This window comes from Arsenicicoccus sp. UBA2120, from assembly GCF_002330965.1.
In the GTDB taxonomy this organism is placed as follows: domain Bacteria; phylum Actinomycetota; class Actinomycetes; order Actinomycetales; family Dermatophilaceae; genus Arsenicicoccus; species Arsenicicoccus bolidensis.
Genome location: NZ_DCYC01000033.1, coordinates 1 through 15,683 on the forward strand (window position 1 = coordinate 1; position 15,683 = coordinate 15,683).

17 protein-coding genes are annotated in these 15,683 nt (G+C 72.4%); 1 reads left to right on the top strand and 16 read right to left on the bottom strand.

Annotated elements, in window-relative coordinates; translation table 11 throughout:
• Positions 1–116 precede the first annotated feature (116 nt).
• The 8 genes from B2P18_RS04335 to lysS form a co-directional block, all read right to left on the bottom strand.
• Positions 117–668 carry an amino-acid N-acetyltransferase gene (locus B2P18_RS04335; protein ID WP_286956051.1) on the bottom strand — a complete coding sequence of 184 codons (552 nt, stop codon included), beginning with the start codon at positions 666–668 and terminating at the stop codon, positions 117–119.
• 294 nt (positions 669–962) lie between these two features.
• Positions 963–3,515, bottom strand: a complete 2,553-nt coding sequence (locus B2P18_RS04340) for an ATP-dependent Clp protease ATP-binding subunit (protein ID WP_286956053.1) — start codon at positions 3,513–3,515, stop codon at positions 963–965.
• A gap of 171 nt (positions 3,516–3,686) precedes the next feature.
• Positions 3,687–4,436, bottom strand: coding sequence for a nicotinamide mononucleotide transporter (locus B2P18_RS04345; RefSeq protein WP_286956055.1), 750 nt, complete (start codon positions 4,434–4,436; stop codon positions 3,687–3,689).
• 47 nt (positions 4,437–4,483) lie between these two features.
• On the bottom strand, positions 4,484–4,882 hold the full coding sequence (locus B2P18_RS04350) for a DUF4440 domain-containing protein (protein ID WP_019286491.1): 399 nt from the start codon (positions 4,880–4,882) through the stop codon (positions 4,484–4,486).
• A gap of 8 nt (positions 4,883–4,890) precedes the next feature.
• Positions 4,891–5,628 (bottom strand): (2Fe-2S)-binding protein, encoded by a 738-nt coding sequence (locus B2P18_RS04355; RefSeq protein WP_286956056.1) that lies wholly within the window; start codon positions 5,626–5,628, stop codon positions 4,891–4,893.
• Between the two features lie 35 nt (positions 5,629–5,663).
• Positions 5,664–5,990: a histone-like nucleoid-structuring protein Lsr2 gene (locus tag B2P18_RS04360; RefSeq protein WP_239262195.1), complete on the bottom strand. Its 327-nt coding sequence runs from the start codon at positions 5,988–5,990 to the stop codon at positions 5,664–5,666.
• 105 nt (positions 5,991–6,095) lie between these two features.
• Positions 6,096–6,281 (bottom strand): hypothetical protein, encoded by a 186-nt coding sequence (locus B2P18_RS04365; protein WP_019286493.1) that lies wholly within the window; start codon positions 6,279–6,281, stop codon positions 6,096–6,098.
• Positions 6,282–6,320: 39 nt separating this feature from the next.
• A complete protein-coding gene (gene lysS / locus B2P18_RS04370; RefSeq protein WP_286956059.1) occupies positions 6,321–7,865 on the bottom strand; it encodes a lysine--tRNA ligase in 1,545 nt (514 codons plus the stop codon).
• Positions 7,866–7,974: 109 nt separating this feature from the next.
• On the opposite strand from lysS, the gene B2P18_RS04375 reads away from it, so the two are divergent.
• Positions 7,975–8,577 (top strand): hypothetical protein, encoded by a 603-nt coding sequence (locus tag B2P18_RS04375; protein ID WP_019286495.1) that lies wholly within the window; start codon positions 7,975–7,977, stop codon positions 8,575–8,577.
• A 2-nt stretch (positions 8,578–8,579) separates the two neighbouring features.
• Here the strand turns inward: B2P18_RS04375 and B2P18_RS04380 are convergent, their stop codons facing one another.
• The 8 genes from B2P18_RS04380 to B2P18_RS04415 form a co-directional block, all read right to left on the bottom strand.
• The gene (locus tag B2P18_RS04380; protein ID WP_286956062.1) at positions 8,580–9,062 is read right to left on the bottom strand and encodes a DUF3180 domain-containing protein; all 483 of its coding nucleotides are present in this window, start codon (positions 9,060–9,062) and stop codon (positions 8,580–8,582) included.
• Positions 9,056–9,961, bottom strand: coding sequence for a 2-amino-4-hydroxy-6-hydroxymethyldihydropteridine diphosphokinase (gene folK / locus B2P18_RS04385; RefSeq protein WP_286956065.1), 906 nt, complete (start codon positions 9,959–9,961; stop codon positions 9,056–9,058). Before folK ends, B2P18_RS04380 begins: the two co-directional genes overlap by 7 nt.
• Positions 9,958–11,001 carry a dihydropteroate synthase gene (gene folP, locus B2P18_RS04390; protein ID WP_313535238.1) on the bottom strand — a complete coding sequence of 348 codons (1,044 nt, stop codon included), beginning with the start codon at positions 10,999–11,001 and terminating at the stop codon, positions 9,958–9,960. The genes folK and folP overlap by 4 nt, the downstream gene beginning before the upstream one ends.
• Positions 10,998–11,570 (bottom strand): GTP cyclohydrolase I FolE, encoded by a 573-nt coding sequence (folE, locus tag B2P18_RS04395; protein ID WP_286956069.1) that lies wholly within the window; start codon positions 11,568–11,570, stop codon positions 10,998–11,000. Before folE ends, folP begins: the two co-directional genes overlap by 4 nt.
• 1 nt (position 11,571) lies before the next feature.
• Positions 11,572–13,644 (bottom strand): ATP-dependent zinc metalloprotease FtsH, encoded by a 2,073-nt coding sequence (ftsH, locus tag B2P18_RS04400; protein ID WP_029212522.1) that lies wholly within the window; start codon positions 13,642–13,644, stop codon positions 11,572–11,574.
• A 187-nt stretch (positions 13,645–13,831) separates the two neighbouring features.
• Positions 13,832–14,383, bottom strand: a complete 552-nt coding sequence (hpt, locus tag B2P18_RS04405; protein ID WP_029212523.1) for a hypoxanthine phosphoribosyltransferase — start codon at positions 14,381–14,383, stop codon at positions 13,832–13,834.
• Between the two features lie 69 nt (positions 14,384–14,452).
• Entirely contained in the window at positions 14,453–15,517 is a 1,065-nt protein-coding gene (tilS, locus tag B2P18_RS04410) for a tRNA lysidine(34) synthetase TilS (RefSeq protein WP_286956071.1), read from the bottom strand.
• 9 nt (positions 15,518–15,526) lie between these two features.
• The gene (locus B2P18_RS04415) at positions 15,527–15,682 is read right to left on the bottom strand and encodes a zinc-dependent metalloprotease (RefSeq protein ID WP_286956073.1); all 156 of its coding nucleotides are present in this window, start codon (positions 15,680–15,682) and stop codon (positions 15,527–15,529) included.
• Between the last annotated feature and the right edge of the window lies 1 nt (position 15,683).

Below are 15,683 nucleotides of genomic sequence, written 5' to 3' on the forward strand. Positions count from 1 at the left end.
CACGCACCCGAAACTGACCCGCCAGGGCAGCTCGAGCCCTCACCAGGGCGGTTGGACCCATCCACGCGCCCCGACGGGTCACTTCTTGCCGACGCGAAGATCGCCGTCGGCGGAGCTCAGAGGTCGACGAGCATCCGGATGTTGCCGAGGGTGTTGGGCTTGACCCGGTCGAGGTCGAGGAACTCCGCGGTGCCGGCGTCGTAGGAGCGCACCAGCTCGGCGAACACCTCGTGCGTGACGGGGGCGCCCTCGATGACGCGGAAGCCGTAGCGCGCGAAGAAGTCGACCTCGAAGGTCAGGCAGAAGACCCGCGAGACCCCGAGGTCGCGGGCGTCGGTGAGCAAGGCCGTGACGAGGCGGCCGCCGATCCCGTGCCCGGCCGCCTCCTCGGCGACGGCGAGGGTGCGGACCTCGGCCACGTCCTCCCAGAACACGTGCAGCGCACCGCAGCCCACGACGACGCCGTCGATCTCGGCGACCCGGAACTGCTGCACCGACTCGTAGTAGGCGACGGAGTCCTTGGCGAGCAGGATGCGGCGCTCGGCGTAGACCTGGACGAGGCGGCGGATGGCGTCGACGTCGCTGGTGCGCGCCCGGCGCACCACGACGGTCACCTCGCTCGCGTCCGGCGCCCCCACGACGTCTCCCCGCTGCGTTGCCTCGCTCATCCGAGCCAACCTAGACCTCCGGCCGGCTCGGCGCCGTGGCTCGTCACCCTCTGGACCGGGACGCGGGGCTTGGGGGCGCCGCGGACCCGCCGCCGGCAAGGCCGAGAGGACGCGCATGCGGTGAGGCACGGCGTGTCGCGAGACGTCGTGACCGCTCGGTGCGGTGGAGAGCGCTTCCGGCCTACCTCGCGGGTATGCCGAGGGCCGGCCACCTCGGTGGGTGGCCGGCCCTCGCCGGTGTGCTGCCTCGACCCGGGACGCAGGCGGCGCTGCGCGATCCCGGTGCCGGGACGGTCAGCCCTCGGTGCCGGTGCTCTCGCCGCGGTCGTGACCGCCGTCGAGCGCCACGTCGAGCGGCGGCAGGTCGGGGACGTCGGAGCCCTTGGTGCCCTTGAAGGTGAACTGGGCGTCCTTGTCGGCGCCGTCGGTGTCGACGAGGATGATCTCGCCAGCCCCAATCTCGCCGTAGAGGATCTTCTCCGACAGGACGTCCTCGATGTTGCGCTGGATGGTGCGGCGCAGCGGGCGGGCGCCCATGACCGGGTCGTAGCCCTGCTTGGCCAGCAGCTCCTTGGCCGCGGGCGTGAGCTCGATGCCCATGTCCCGGTCCTTGAGCCGCGTGTCGAGGCGGGCGATGAACAGGTCGACGATCTGGACGATCTCGTCCTTGGTGAGCTGCGGGAAGACGATGACGTCGTCCACGCGGTTGAGGAACTCGGGGCGGAAGTGCTGCTTGAGCTCCTCGGAGACCTTGGACTTCATCCGGTCGTAGCTCGTCGAGCTGTCGTTGCCGGCGGTGAAGCCGAGCGAGACGCCCTTGGAGATGTCCCGGGTGCCGAGGTTGGTGGTCATGATGATGACGGTGTTCTTGAAGTCCACGACCCGGCCCTGGGAGTCGGTCAGGCGGCCGTCCTCCAGGATCTGCAGCAGGGAGTTGAAGATGTCGGGGTGGGCCTTCTCGACCTCGTCGAACAGCACGACGGAGAACGGCTTGCGGCGGACCTTCTCGGTGAGCTGGCCGCCCTCCTCGTAGCCGACGTAGCCGGGGGGCGAGCCGAACAGCCGCGAGGCCGTGTGCTTCTCGCCGAACTCGGACATGTCGAGCTGGATGAGGCTGTCCTCGTCGCCGAAGAGGAACTCGGCGAGCGCCTTGGCGAGTTCGGTCTTGCCGACGCCCGTGGGGCCGGCGAAGATGAACGACCCACCGGGACGGCGGGGGTCCTTGAGCCCGGCGCGGGTGCGGCGGATCGCCTGGGACAGCGCCTTGATGGCGTCGTCCATGCCGACGATGCGCTTGTGCAGCTCGTCCTCCATGTGGAGCAGCCGCGCGGACTCCTCCTCGGTGAGCTTGAACACCGGGATGCCGGTCGAGGCCGCGAGGACCTCGGCGATCAGCTCGTCGGTCACCTCGGCGACGACGTCCATGTCCCCGGACTTCCACTGCTGCTCGCGCTCGGCCTTGGCCTCGACGAGCTTGCGCTCGTCGTCGCGCAGGGCGGCGGCCTTCTCGAAGTCCTGGCCGTCGATGGCGGCTTCCTTCTCGCGGCGCACGTCGGCGATCTTGTCGTCGAACTCTCGCAGCTCCGGCGGGGCGGTCATGCGCTTGATGCGCAGGCGCGCACCCGCCTCGTCGATCAGGTCGATCGCCTTGTCGGGCAGGAACCGGTCGTTGATGTAGCGGTCGGCCAGGTTGGCGGCCGCGGCGAGGGCGGTGTCCGTGATGGACACGCGGTGGTGCGCCTCGTAGCGGTCGCGCAGGCCCTTGAGGATCTCGATGGTGTGCGCGAGCGTCGGCTCGGCCACCTGGATCGGCTGGAAGCGGCGCTCGAGGGCCGCGTCCTTCTCGATGTGCTTGCGGTACTCGTCGAGGGTGGTCGCGCCGATGACCTGCAGCTCCCCGCGCGCCAGCATGGGCTTGAGGATGCTGGCGGCGTCGATCGCGCCCTCGGCCGCGCCGGCACCGACGAGGGTGTGGATCTCGTCGATGAACAGCACGATGTCGCCGCGGGTGCGGATCTCCTTGAGGACCTTCTTGAGGCGCTCCTCGAAGTCACCGCGGTAGCGCGAACCAGCGACCAGGGCACCGAGGTCGAGGGTGTAGACCTGCTTGTCCTTGAGGGTCTCGGGCACGTCGCCGCGCACGATGTCCTGGGCCAGGCCCTCGACCACGGCGGTCTTGCCGACGCCGGGCTCGCCGATGAGGACGGGGTTGTTCTTGGTGCGGCGGGACAGCACCTGCATGACCCGCTCGATCTCCTTGGCGCGCCCGATGACGGGGTCGAGCTTGCCGTCGCGGGCGGCCTGCGTGAGGTTGCGGCCGAACTGGTCGAGGACCAGCGAGCCGGCCGGGGTGCCCTCCTGGGCGCCGGTGGTCGAGCCGCCGACGCCGGCCCCGGCGGTCTCCTTGCCCTGGTAGCCCGACAGCAGCTGGATGACGGTCTGGCGCACGCGGTTGAGGTCGGCGCCGAGCTTGACCAGCACCTGCGCCGCCACGCCCTCGCCCTCGCGGATCAGGCCCAGCAGGATGTGCTCGGTGCCGATGTAGGAGTGGCCGAGCTGCAGCGCCTCGCGCAGGGAGAGCTCGAGGACCTTCTTGGCGCGCGGCGTGAAGGGGATGTGGCCGGTGGGGGCCTGCTGGCCCTGGCCGATGATGTCCTGGACCTGCTCGCGCACGGCCTCGAGGGAGATGCCGAGGCTCTCGAGAGCCTTGGCGGCCACGCCCTCGCCCTCGTGGATCAGGCCGAGCAGGATGTGCTCCGTCCCGATGTAGTTGTGGTTGAGCATGCGCGCTTCTTCTTGCGCGAGCACCACGACTCGTCGGGCCCGGTCGGTGAACCGTTCGAACATCTGGGTTGTCTCCTCGCTATCGAGATGCCTCGATGCTATCTGCGCCTCCCGGCAGACCGTGCGTGATGGGACGCACCGCCGGGCACGTCCCGCCGTACGGCGCGGGACTTGACGGTGTCAACGCCACCGACGTGCGTGGTGTTCCGTGCTCAGGGGCCGGTGTGTTCGCCCTCAGCGGACGGGATCGGCGCCGTGGGCGACCTGGCCGTATGCCGGACGCCCGGCCTCACGGCCGGGGAGCCGCGACCAGGCGCGCCAGCCCCACACCGCCAGGGCGACCATGAGCAGGCTCTGCACCCCGCCGGGGGCGGCCTGGGAGGCGATGGCGGAGGTGGTGTAGCCCCCGCCGTCGGTGATGCGCGTGGCGGCGACCGCCAGAACGACGACCAGCACCGGCTGCACGGCGCCGGCGGCTCCGAGCAGCGCGAAGCCCGCCCGCCAGCGCTCGGCGAGGGCGGCCAGCCCGACGAGGGTGGCCGTGGAGGTGAGGGTCGTGCAGACGACGGCCAGGAACATGCCCGGCCCCGCAGCGAGGGTGACGGTCTCGACGAGGCCGGGCACCACGACGAGGACGACCAGGGCGACGACCGCGACCGCGACGAGACGCGTGCGGGTCCGTCGGTCGGGCGTCTCGGGCAGGACACCCCGTCCGGACGCCGTCCGGGCGTCGGCGCCCCACTGACGCGTCCCGTGCACGGCGATGGCACCCAGCCCGAGGGTGAGGAGCGCGAGCGGCAAGGTGTGCCGCACGTCCCGGGCGAGGTCGAAGGAGGACCCGAGCCCGGCGAGGATCCGGACCAGCGCGACGACGGCGACCAGGCCGAGGGCCCACCAGCCGGACTCGCGCCGGAGCACGAGGAGCCCGACCGCGAGGAGCATCAGCACCCCGGTGAAGAGGCCGGTGATCTCTGCCAGCAGCATGGACCGACCCTAGCGGGCGGTGGATCGAGCCGGGGCGCGCCGCGCCCTCAGTCGCGGATCGGGGTGGCCTGCTGGTGGCGCAGCTGCCAGCCGTGCTCGGTCTGCAGCCACACGGAGGAGCGCCAGGACGCGCGGGACGATCGGTGCGCGCGGTAGGTCACGAGGACCACCCCGGGCGCCAGCAGCTCCGCCTCGAGCCGGTCGACGGTCAGCGAGCTCGTCGAGTCCTCGACCGGGGCCTGGAGCGCGGTGCGGCGGTCGTAGACCTGGCCGCTGGCGGCGTACTCCGCGTAGTAGTCGTGCAGGAGCGGCTGGACGCCGTCGACGTCCCCGCGCATGTTGGGGTCCAGGAGCTTCATCTCGAGCTCGACCACCTGCTCGAGGTCGGAAGTCTGGTCGGAGGCCTGACCGTCGGCTCGGCCGTCGGGGTGGGTCGGGACGGACATGGAACTCCTCACGGCGCGAGGGGGCGCCGGGCCGAGCGGGTCGCGCGGGCGCGACGGGGACAGGTGGAGCAGGTGCTGGCTCCCGGGAGAGCGTAGATGAAGCAGCAGGACGCTCGCAGCCAGTCCCGGGTGCCGTCGCCCGCGCGGGCGAGCAGCGGGCTGCCCGCAGCGGCGGCGGCACGCTCCGTCGCGACGTGCCACAGGTCGTCGACCATCCCCAGCCGCTGACGGCTCGACATCTTGACGCCGGGCGCGGCATACGAGCCGGCGACGGGCTCGGCGTGGCGCCGGTAGGACTCCTCGGCCCGCCGGAGGCGCACCGGCTGCGAGGCCACCGTCTGGTGCCCGGCCGTCGCGGAGAGGCGGACGCGAGCGGGATAGCCCTGCGTCGGGTGCGGCTCGATCACCACCGCTCCCGGGGAGACGTCGAGCACCCAGGGACCGATCGCGGCGGCGTAGGCCGCGGGGTGGGCGAGGGCGTCGAGGTACCACCCGAGGACGAACGTGGCGGCGACGTGCGGCGGCTGCCGATGGCCGTACGCCCGCGCCCAGCCGCCGTCCACCCGCTCGCGCCAGGCGTCCAGCGCCTGCAGCCCAGCCTCGGAGCCGTCCGCCACCTCGCTCGTGTCGACCTGGGGCCCGGACGACGCATCGCCCGGCCCGGACACGAGGTCGAGCCAGGCGATGCGGGACGAGACGAGGTCGCAGGCGAGCTCCAGCTCACCGCCGGCCAGCGGATAGCCCATCGGTGTCAGCGCTGTCGCGAGCTGCGCGGCTGCGGTCAGTGCGCGGCGTCGTAGGCCTTCTGCAGCTCGGAGGAGACGCGGCCGCGGTCGGAGACCTGGAAGCCGTTCTGGCGGCCCCACTCGCGGACGTCGTTGAGGTTGTTGCGGCCACCACCGGAGGACGGCTTGCGACCCGTGGTCTTGCGACCGCCGGAGCGGCGGGCGTGCCCGACCCAGGTGGCGAGGTCGTCGCGCAGCTTGCGGGCGTTGTCCTCGGACAGGTCGATCTCGTAGGTGACGCCGTCGAGGGCGAAGGTCACGGTCTCGGCCGCGGCGCCGCCGTCGATGTCGTCCTCGAGAATGACCTGGATGCGCTGAGCCATGTCGGAGCTCCTTCGTCGTGGGAGGGAAAAAGAAATAGATCCACCCATGAACATAGAGGAGATTACCGATCGCCGTCAAAAGCGACGATGAATGGCGCGCGCGCCCTAAGCCCTTCCGTCGCGATCCTCCACGGAATTGCGCGCCGAGATCTCCTGCTCCCTTTCCCACTGAGCGTGAGCAATTCGCTCTCGACGGTCACCCTCGAGGATGTTCTTCATCACGTGCCAGAAGATGAAGAGCACTCCCACGGTGGGCGCCAGCGCGATGAAGACCTTCCAGAGCATGTCCATCAGAAACCTCTCGTCGATCAGGGTGTCGTGCGGCGTCGCTCAGGCCTGCGGCTTGAGGTGCGGAAAGAGAATGGTCTCGCGGATTCCCGTGCCGGTGAGGAGCATGATGAGCCGGTCGACGCCCATGCCGGTGCCGCCCATCGGGGGTGCGCCGTACTCCAGGGCCCGCAGGAAGTCCTCGTCGAGCTCCATCGCCTCGTCGTCCCCGCGCGCGGCCAGCGCGGCCTGGGCCGTGAGCCGCTCGCGCTGCACCACCGGGTCGACGAGCTCGGAGTAGGAGGGGGCGAGCTCGACGCCGCCGACGATGAGGTCCCAGGCCTCGACCAGGCCGGGCTCGGTGCGGTGGGCCCGGGCCAGCGGACGCACCGACTCGGGGTAGTCGCACACGAACGTCGGCTGCAGGAGCGTGTGCTCGACGAGCTGCTCGAACAGCTCGAGGATGATCTCGCCCGCCCCCCAGGTGGGCTTGAGCGCGATGTCGCGAGCCGCGGCGAGGCGACGCAGCCGCTCGGCGTTGTCCGGCGTCTCGTCGGGGTGGATCTCCTCGCCCAGCGCCTGACCGACGCCCTCGCAGATCGGCAACCAGCGCCACTCGCCGGACAGGTCGATCTCGCGGCCGCGATAATCCGTCAGCGAGGTGCCGCGGCCGGTCGCCTCGGCGGCGTCCAGGATGATCGTGCGGGTGCGGTCGGCGGCGGTGAACTGGTCGCCATAGGCCTCGTAGAACTCGAGCTCGGTGAACTCCGGGGAGTGGGTCGAGTCGACCCCTTCGTTGCGAAAGACCTTGCCGATCTCGTAGACGCGGTCCACGCCCCCGACGACGGCGCGCTTGAGCCACAGCTCGGTGTAGGCGCGCAGATTCATGTCGATGTCGAACGCATTGAGGTGGGTGGTGAACGGAGAAGCCGCACCACCGTGGCTGAGGTTGAGGATCGGGGTCTCGACCTCGACGAACCCGAAACCGTCCAGGGTGCTGCGGATCGAGCGCAGCACCGTCGCGCGCAGACGCACCATGTCGCGCGCCTCCTGACGGACGATCAGGTCGGCATACCGCTGCCGGACCCGGGTCTCCTCGGACAGGTCCTTGTGCAGGGTCGGCAGGGGCCGCAGCGCCTTGGAGGCCATGACCCAGGTGGTCGCCATGACCGAGACCTCGCCGCGACGGCTGCGCACCACGTGGCCCGTGACGCTGACGTGGTCGCCGAGGTCGACGTCGGCCTTCCACGCGTCGAGCTGGTCCTGGCCGACCTCCGCGAGGCTGAGCATGACCTGCAGCCGGGTGCCCTGGCCCTCCTGGAGGGTCGCGAAGCAGAGCTTGCCGGTGTTGCGCTGGAAGACGATGCGTCCCGTCACCGAGACGACGAACTCCTCGCCGGTCGGCTCGTCGCCGGCCTCGAGGGGCTCGCCGAGGGCGGCGGCCTCGGCCAGGGAGTGGGTGCGCGGCACGGTGACGGCGTATGGCGCCATGCCCCGCTCCAGCAGCCGCTCGCGCTTGTCGCGGCGGACCCGCATCTGCTCGGGCACGTCACTCTCGGGGGCGGCGGCGTCGGGCTGGTGGGGCGGCTGCTCGGGCGCGGAACTCATGCCCCCAGCGTAGTCGCGCGGGCCTGGACTCCCTGCCTATCGTCCTGCGCGCCGCCTTGGGTCCGGGGGCGGTCACCGGGGACACTGTCCGGGACGAAAGGACCCCCGTATGCCGTCTCGCCCCGCCACCCGTCGCCCGCGCACCGTCGTCCTCCCCCTGACTGCCGGCGTCGGCGTGCTGCTGTCCGGCTGCACGGCCCTGTCCAGCGGCTACGCGCCCCCGGTCACCGTGACGGTGACGCCGACGGTGACGGTGACCGGCGCTGCGGCGGCCCCCAAGCCCGCGGCGACGCCGACCCCCAGCGCGACGGCGACCCGCGCGGCCGGGGTGACCAGCCAGGTCCGCGGTCGCGCCTTCGACCTGGGCAAGATCACCGCGGTCGCGATGAACGGCCAGACACCGGTGCTGACCTTCGACCGCTGGACGGTGCGCGGCCGGTCCGACGGCTCGGTGGGTCGTCAGGGCGTGGACCTGACGCCGCACTCCGGCTCGTTGTACAGCAACCGCAACGCCATCTCGTTCCGCATCCCCGTCGACCCGGCGGCGACCGTCGTCCGCCTGACCTGCACCAGCGAAGGCGCCCCCGCGCAGTCGGCGCCGAGCACCGTCCAGGCGCTCTCGGAGCTGCCCGGCGACCAGGCCATCGTCAAGCTCACGCTGGACGACCAGGGCTGGGCCACGAAGGTCGAGAGCGACCCCGTCTGCGGCTGAGCCTAGGCCGAGGCCTCGGACGGTCCGGGCGGGTCCTCGTCGAGCCGGCACCAGGACTGGCCGACGAGGCCGGCGGCCACGAGCAGCACCCCGCAGGCCGCGACGGCGAGGGCGGCCGCGGCGTCGGAGCCGAGGCCCTGCAGCGCCAGCGCGGCGCGTCCGACGAGGGCGTGCGCGACGCTCCACCCGGCCACGACAGCCCCGGTGAGCGCGGCGGCCTGGCAGAGCACCAGCACCCGGAACCCACGGAGCCCGTCGTGCGGCCCCGAGGCCCGGCGTCCGCGCACCGTGCGGCGGACCGACCAGGCTCCGGCCAGGACCAGGGCGGCGACGAGCAGCAGCGGCAGCGTCGCGAGGTAGCCGACGGGCGGCAGCGCGCGACCGCCCTCGCTCCACCACGACAGCGCGGCGTAGCCGAGGGCGAGCACCAGGACAGCGGCCAGGGCGCAGACGCCGGCGCTCAGCCCGCGGCCGCCCCTCAGCACGACGACTCCTCGGGGCCGCCACGGTGCTGCCGACGACCGGTCGGCCACTCGGGCCCCGGCCGTATGCCGTCCGCCCGGTGCTCGTCCGCGAGCTCGCGCACGAGGCGGCGGCCGCCGTCAGGCACGGCCAGCTGGGCGTCGGGGTCGACGTCGGCCCAGGGCACCAGCACGAACCCGCGCTCGTGGGCGCGGGGGTGCGGGAGAGTCAGCTCGGGGTCGTCGCTGCGGGCCTCGCCGTAGGCGATCAGGTCGAGGTCCAGGGTGCGGGCACCCCAGCGGACCTCCCGGGTGCGGCCGTGCTCGGCCTCGATGCGGTGCAGGCGCTCGAGGAGGGCTCGGGCCGAGAGGCGGCTGCGTCCCACGACGACGGCGTTGAGGTAGGCCGGCTGGTCGAGGCCGCCGACCGGGTCGGTCTCGACGAGGGCGGACCGTCCGGTGACGCGCAGGCCACGGGTGCGGGTCAGGCGGTCGACGGCGGAGGCCAGGGTGGCCGCGGGGTCCTCGAGGTTGGCGCCGAGGGCGATGACCACCGCGACGTCACGTCGGGAGGTCACCGACACGGCGACGTCGCCGAAGGGCACCGCGATGGGCGCGCTGGGCTTGTGCACCGTCACGTCGACGGACTCCAGGAGCAGGTGGTCCTCGAGCAGGCGGGCACCGATGCGCCCCGCCAGGGTCTCGACCAGGTCGTGCGGCTCCCCCGTCACGAGCTCGTGCACGGTCTCGGCGACCTCGGCATAGCTCACGGTCGCCGCCAGGTCGTCCGTGGCGGCGGCGCGTCCGAGGTCGAGGTGCAGGACGAGGTCGACGACGAACTCCTGGCCGAGGACGCGCTCCTCGAGCAGGACGCCGTGCCTGCCCCGGGCGCGCACGCCGGTGAGCGTGATGCGGTCGGTCATGCGGGGCCTCCGGGCGGGCGTGCGGACAAGGATGTCGAGGTCGAGGACGGGCCGGGGGCCGGCACGGAGGTGGGGCGCCGCGACGCGGCGTCCGCCGAGGCGGGGGCGGGCGGCATACCGCCCTGCCAGGCGGCGAGGACCCGCAGGGCGTCGGCGCTGGCGCGCACGTCGTGGACGCGGACGCCCCACACGCCGGCCTGAGCGCACAGCAGGGTGGTGGCGGCGGTCGCGGCGTCGCGCTCGAGGGGCGGACGGGGCACGAGATCCTGTGCGGGCTGGCGGGATTCGCCGAGCGAACCGCCAGCGCCGATCGGGCCGCACGGGTCGCCGGCGCTGATCGGGTCGGCAGGCTGCGCGAGCAGGGACCCCAGGAAGGCCTTGCGCGAGGTGCCGACGAGGATCGGGCGGCCGAGCACCATGAGCTCGTCGAGCCGGCGCAGCAGCGTCCAGTTGTGGGACGCGGTCTTGGAGAAGCCGATGCCGGGGTCGAGGACGACCTGCTCGTCGCGGACGCCCGCCTCGCGGAGCTCGGCCAGCCGCTCCCCCAGCTCGTCGCGCACGTCCGTCACCACGTCGTCGTAGGCGAGGTGGTCCCGCTGCTGCATGGCCGAGCCGTAGGCCCGCCAGTGCTGCACGACCATCGTGACGCCGGTGCGGGCCACGACCTCCCGGATGGCCGGGTCGCCGAGACCACCGCTGACGTCGTTGACAATCGCCGCGCCCGCCTCGACCGCCGCCTCGGCGACCTCCGCGCGCATCGTGTCGATCGACACCGTGACGCCGTGGGCCACCAGGTCGCGCACGACGGGCACGACCCGGTCGAGCTCCTCGGTGACGAGCGGCCGCGTCGCACCCGGCCGGGTGGACTCGCCACCCACGTCGACGATCCCGGCTCCCTGCCGGGCCAGCTCGAGGCCGTGCTCCACGGCGCACCGGGCGTCCAGCCACCGCCCGCCGTCGCTGAACGAGTCGGGCGTGACGTTGAGGACGCCCATCAGCACCGGCCGGCCCGGGCCGTGCTCATGGGGCAGGTCGATCACCCGCGGCCACCGAGCGCGAGCCGCATGGCCTCGGCCCGGGTGGCCGGGTCGTGCAGCTGCCCGCGCACCGCCGAGGTGATGGTGCGGGAGCCCGGCTTGCGGACCCCCCGCATGGACATGCACAGGTGCTCGCACTCGATCACGACGATCACGCCGCCCGGCCGCAGGTGCTCGACCAGCGCGTCCGCCACCTGCGTGGTGAGACGCTCCTGCACCTGCGGGCGGCGGGCATAGACGTCGACGAGGCGCGCGAGCTTGGACAGCCCGGTGACCCGCCCGTCCTTGCCGGGGATGTAGCCGACGTGCGCGACGCCGTGGAACGGGACGAGGTGGTGCTCGCAGGTCGAGTAGACCTCGATGTCGCGCACCATGATCAGCTCGCTGTGGCCGATCTCGAAGACGGCGTCGAGGACCGAGCCCGGGTCCTGGTGCAGGCCGGCGAACATCTCGTCGTAGGCCCGCGCCACCCGCGCCGGGGTGTCGCGCAGACCGTCCCGCTCCGGGTCCTCGCCGATGGCGAGGAGGAGCTCCCTCACGGCCGCCTCGGCCCGCTCCCGGTCGATGGACATGTCAGTGCCCGGGGTCGACCCGGTCGTCGCCGGGGAGCTCGATCACCTGGGTGGGCGGGTACTCGCGCTCGGGGTCGGGGTTGTCCCCGACCTGCTGCTCGACCTGGGCCTCGACCGCCTCGACGGCGCGGGGCTCGCCGGACTGCAGCGCCATCTCCTCGGCCGGGGTCAGCACCGGAGGACGGTCGCTGACGTGCCGGTCCTCGCTGGACAGCCAGACCGGGCGCTCGGGGCGCTTGACGACGTCGGCGAAGATCACGGCCAGCTCCTCGCGGCCGAGCGTCTCCTTCTCGAGGAGCTCGAGGACCAGGCGGTCGAGCACGTCGCGGTTCTCGCCGAGGGCGTGCCAGGCCTCGTCGTGGGCGTACTCGATGAGGCGGCGGACCTCCTCGTCGACGATGCCCGCGACCTTCTCGGAGTAGTCGCGCTGGTGACCGTAGTCGCGGCCGAGGAAGACCTCGCCCTGCTCCTGGCCGAGCTTGATCGCGCCGACCCGCTCGGACATGCCGAACTGCGTGACCATCTTGCGGGCCATGCTCGTGGCCTTCTCGATGTCGTTGGAGGCACCCGTGGTGGGGTCGTGGAAGATCATCTCCTCCGCGACGCGACCGCCCAGGGCGTAGGCCAGCTGGTCGAGGATCTCGTTGCGGGTCGTGGAGTACTTGTCGTCGTTGGGCAGGACCATCGTGTAGCCGAGGGCCCGGCCGCGCGGCAGGATCGTGATCTTGCTGACCGGGTCGGTGTGCCGCATCGACGCCGCCACGAGCGCGTGACCGCCCTCGTGGTAGGCCGTGATCTTCTTCTCCTTGGCCGACATGATGCGGGTGCGCTTCTGCGGGCCGGCGATCACGCGGTCGATCGCCTCGTCGACGATGGCGTTGGTGATCTGCAGGAGGTTGGAGCGGGCCGTCAGCAGCGCCGCCTCGTTGAGCACGTTCGCGAGGTCGGCGCCCGTCATACCAGGGGTGCGGCGGGCCACGGCCATCAGGTCGACGTCGTCGGCCAGCGGCTTGGACTTGGCGTGCACCTGCAGGATGTGGTGGCGGCCGAGCATGTCCGGGGCCTCGACGGCGATCTGCCGGTCGAAGCGGCCCGGGCGCAGCAGCGCCGGGTCGAGGATGTCGGGGCGGTTGGTCGCCGCGATGAGGATGACATTGGTCTTGACGTCGAAGCCGTCCATCTCGACGAGCAGCTGGTTGAGCGTCTGCTCGCGCTCGTCGTGGCCGCCGCCGAGCCCCGCGCCGCGGTGGCGACCCACGGCGTCGATCTCGTCGACGAAGATGATGGCCGGCGCGCTGGCCTTGGCCTGCTCGAACAGGTCACGCACGCGGGAGGCACCGACGCCGACGAACATCTCGACGAAGTCCGAGCCGGAGATCGAGAAGAACGGGACGCCCGCCTCGCCCGCGACGGCGCGGGCCAGCAGGGTCTTGCCCGTGCCGGGCTGGCCGTAGAGCAGGACGCCCTTGGGGATCTTGGCCCCGACGGCCGCGAACTTCTCGGGCTCGACCAGGAACTCCTTGATCTCCTCGAGCTCCTCGACCGCCTCGTCCGCGCCGGCGACGTCGTTGAAGGTCACCTGCGGCATGTCCTTGGTGGCCAGCTTGGCCTTGGACTTGCCGAACTGCATGACCTTGGAGCCGCCGCCCTGCATCGAGCTCATGATGAACCACGCGAAGGCGCCGAAGAGCAGCAGGGGCAGCAGGTAGCCGAGCAGCGCCAGGAACGGCGAGTCCGTCGGCGGCTCCTCGTCGTAGCCCGCCGAGGGCTTGTGCGCGTCGAGGAGCTTGACCAGCTCGGGGCCGCGCGGCTCGATGTAGTGGGCCCGGACGTGCTTGGCGTCCTTGACCTTGCCGCCGGTGTACTCGCTGCCGTCCTTGAGGGTCAGGTCGATGCGGTTGCCGTCGACCAGCTTGGCCGACTCCACCTTGTCCTGCTGGATCAGCTGGACCGCGGCCGACGTGTCGACCTCGCGGAAGTCGGACTGCTGCCCGACCGACAGCCAGGCTGCCAGCAGCAGGCTGACGACGACCGCCCACATCCAGGGGCTTCGTGCGATGCGCTTCGCGTTCATGTACGTGCGGGGTGCGACCCCGTCCCTTCCTGATCAAGCGGTTCGGCCGAGGCCGAGGAGTTGAGAGACCGTTGCCGGCACCGAGGGGGACAACGAGCGAGCGGGCTGACGTGTTCCGGCCGGTCCGAGCGCCTGCGAGGGCCTGCGGTGGGCCCGGCGCGCGGCATACGGTCGGCGCCGGCGCCCGTCAGCTGTAGACGTGCGGGGCCAGCAGCCCGATCTCGCGCAGGTTGCGGTACTGCTGGTCGTAGTCGAGGCCGTAGCCGACGACGAACTCGTCGGGGATGTCGAAGCCGACGTAGCGGACGTCGATCGGGACCTTGACCACGTCGGGCTTGCGCAGCAGCGTCATGATCTCCAGCGACGCCGGCTTGCGGGACTCCAGGTTGGAGCGGGTCCACGACAGGGTGAGCCCCGAGTCGATGATGTCCTCGACGATGAGGACGTGCCGGTCGGTGATGTCGGTGTCGAGGTCCTTGAGGATCCGCACGACGCCGGAGCTCTTGGTGCCCGAGCCGTAGGACGAGATGGCCATCCAGTCCATCTCGACGCTGCCCGGCAGGTGACGCATGAGGTCGGCCATGACCATCACGGCGCCCTTGAGGACCCCGACGAGCAGGACGTCCTTGCCCTGGTAGTCCCGCCAGATCTCCGCGGCGATCTCGGCCAGCCGCTCCTGGATCTGCTCCTCGGTGTAGAGCACCTCGGCGAGGTCGTCGCCCATGTCGCTCGCTTGCACTGCGTCTCCTCGGTCCGGCTCGGTGCGCGTGGTGTGTCCGTCTGGTCGTCCTCGCGGCCCTGACGACGTTCATTCAACCCGATCGAGGGGCCCGATCACGATCCGACCGGCCCGGCCAGGGGTCCTGGTCGCGGCCAGGTGCCCCGGCAAGGACACCGGGCCCTGCCCCCGCCAGTGTGTCAGGAGCCGGTCCGTCGCGAGGACGTGCGCGGCCGTGAGCGCACCGGAGGGCGCTCCCGCAGCGAGCGCGGCCAGGCGCAGCACACGGGTGCGGACGGCCGCCGGCAGGGTCGCGAGGTCGTGGGCCGGCAGGCCCGTGAGGGCGGGAGGGGGTTGCGGATGGCCGGGGTCCGTCGCGGACTCCACGTGCGCAGGCGGCTCGGGTCGGTCGAGGGTCGTGGGCGGCGCGGTGTGCTCGGGGTGCTCGGCCAGCCAGTCCGCGGCCAGGGCGTCCAGCGCGTCGGCGTCGGCCCGCAGCCGGTCGGCCGACCGGGCCAGAGCGGCTCGTATGCCGGGGCCCAGCGCCTCCTCCAGCACCGTCATCGCGCCGCGGGCCCGCACACGGGCGTAGGCCGGGTCGGTGTTGTGCGGGTCCTCCCAGAACCCCAGGCCGAGGTCGCGGCACGCGGCGCGGGTGTCGGCGGCGCGGACCCCCAGCAGCGGGCGCCCCCACGGTGCGTCCCACGGCGCCATCCCGCGCAGCGAGCGGGCGCCGGAGCCGCGGCCCAGCCCCAGCAGGACGGTCTCGGCCTGGTCGTCGAGCGTGTGGGCGAGCAGGATCGGCGCCTCCCCGGCGGCATCGCGCAGCGCGTGATGACGAGCGACCCGGGCGGCGTCCTCGGGCCCGGTGCCGAGGTCGCGCACGTCGACGGACCGGACCGAGGCGGGCAGGCCCAGCGCCTCGCACTGCTGCACGGCGCGGGCGGCGACGTCCGCCGAGCCGGCCTGGAGCCCGTGGTCGACCACGACCGCGCGGGCATCGACGCCGCGACGCCGGACGAAGAACGCGACGACCGCGGCGAGGGCCAGCGAGTCGGCGCCGCCGGAGACCGCCACGACCGCACCGGGTTCGAGGTGTGGCTCGACGAGGTTCCGGGCCCTCGCGACCACCGGGTCGAGCCGGCTACGGGACACGTCCGCGCCTCACCCGTGGACGCGGGAGACCCACGACTTCGGGTCGGCGATCTCGGCGCGAGTGGGCAGGTGGGCGGCCTCGGCCCACACCGCGTCGAACCCGTCCTGGCCGACCTGGTCCGTGACGGACCGGACGAACTTGGCACCGTCGCTGTACTGGCGCATC

Bases quoted from the DNA above. Each gene is read 5' to 3' on its own strand.
- B2P18_RS04355 (WP_286956056.1), bottom strand. From the start codon at position 5,628: ATGGGCTATCCGCTGGCCGGCGGTGAGCTGGAGCTCGCCTGCGACCTC.
- B2P18_RS04360 (WP_239262195.1), bottom strand. From the start codon at position 5,990: ATGGCTCAGCGCATCCAGGTCATTCTCGAGGACGACATCGACGGCGGC.
- B2P18_RS04375 (WP_019286495.1), top strand. From the start codon at position 7,975: ATGCCGTCTCGCCCCGCCACCCGTCGCCCGCGCACCGTCGTCCTCCCC.
- B2P18_RS04365 (WP_019286493.1), bottom strand. From the start codon at position 6,281: ATGGACATGCTCTGGAAGGTCTTCATCGCGCTGGCGCCCACCGTGGGA.
- lysS (WP_286956059.1), bottom strand. From the start codon at position 7,865: ATGAGTTCCGCGCCCGAGCAGCCGCCCCACCAGCCCGACGCCGCCGCC.
- folE (WP_286956069.1), bottom strand. From the start codon at position 11,570: ATGTCCATCGACCGGGAGCGGGCCGAGGCGGCCGTGAGGGAGCTCCTC.
- B2P18_RS04340 (WP_286956053.1), bottom strand. From the start codon at position 3,515: ATGTTCGAACGGTTCACCGACCGGGCCCGACGAGTCGTGGTGCTCGCG.
- B2P18_RS04335 (WP_286956051.1), bottom strand. From the start codon at position 668: ATGAGCGAGGCAACGCAGCGGGGAGACGTCGTGGGGGCGCCGGACGCG.
- B2P18_RS04350 (WP_019286491.1), bottom strand. From the start codon at position 4,882: ATGTCCGTCCCGACCCACCCCGACGGCCGAGCCGACGGTCAGGCCTCC.
- B2P18_RS04345 (WP_286956055.1), bottom strand. From the start codon at position 4,436: ATGCTGCTGGCAGAGATCACCGGCCTCTTCACCGGGGTGCTGATGCTC.
- folK (WP_286956065.1), bottom strand. From the start codon at position 9,961: ATGACCGACCGCATCACGCTCACCGGCGTGCGCGCCCGGGGCAGGCAC.
- B2P18_RS04415 (WP_286956073.1), bottom strand. From the start codon at position 15,682: ATGCGCCAGTACAGCGACGGTGCCAAGTTCGTCCGGTCCGTCACGGAC.
- ftsH (WP_029212522.1), bottom strand. From the start codon at position 13,644: ATGAACGCGAAGCGCATCGCACGAAGCCCCTGGATGTGGGCGGTCGTC.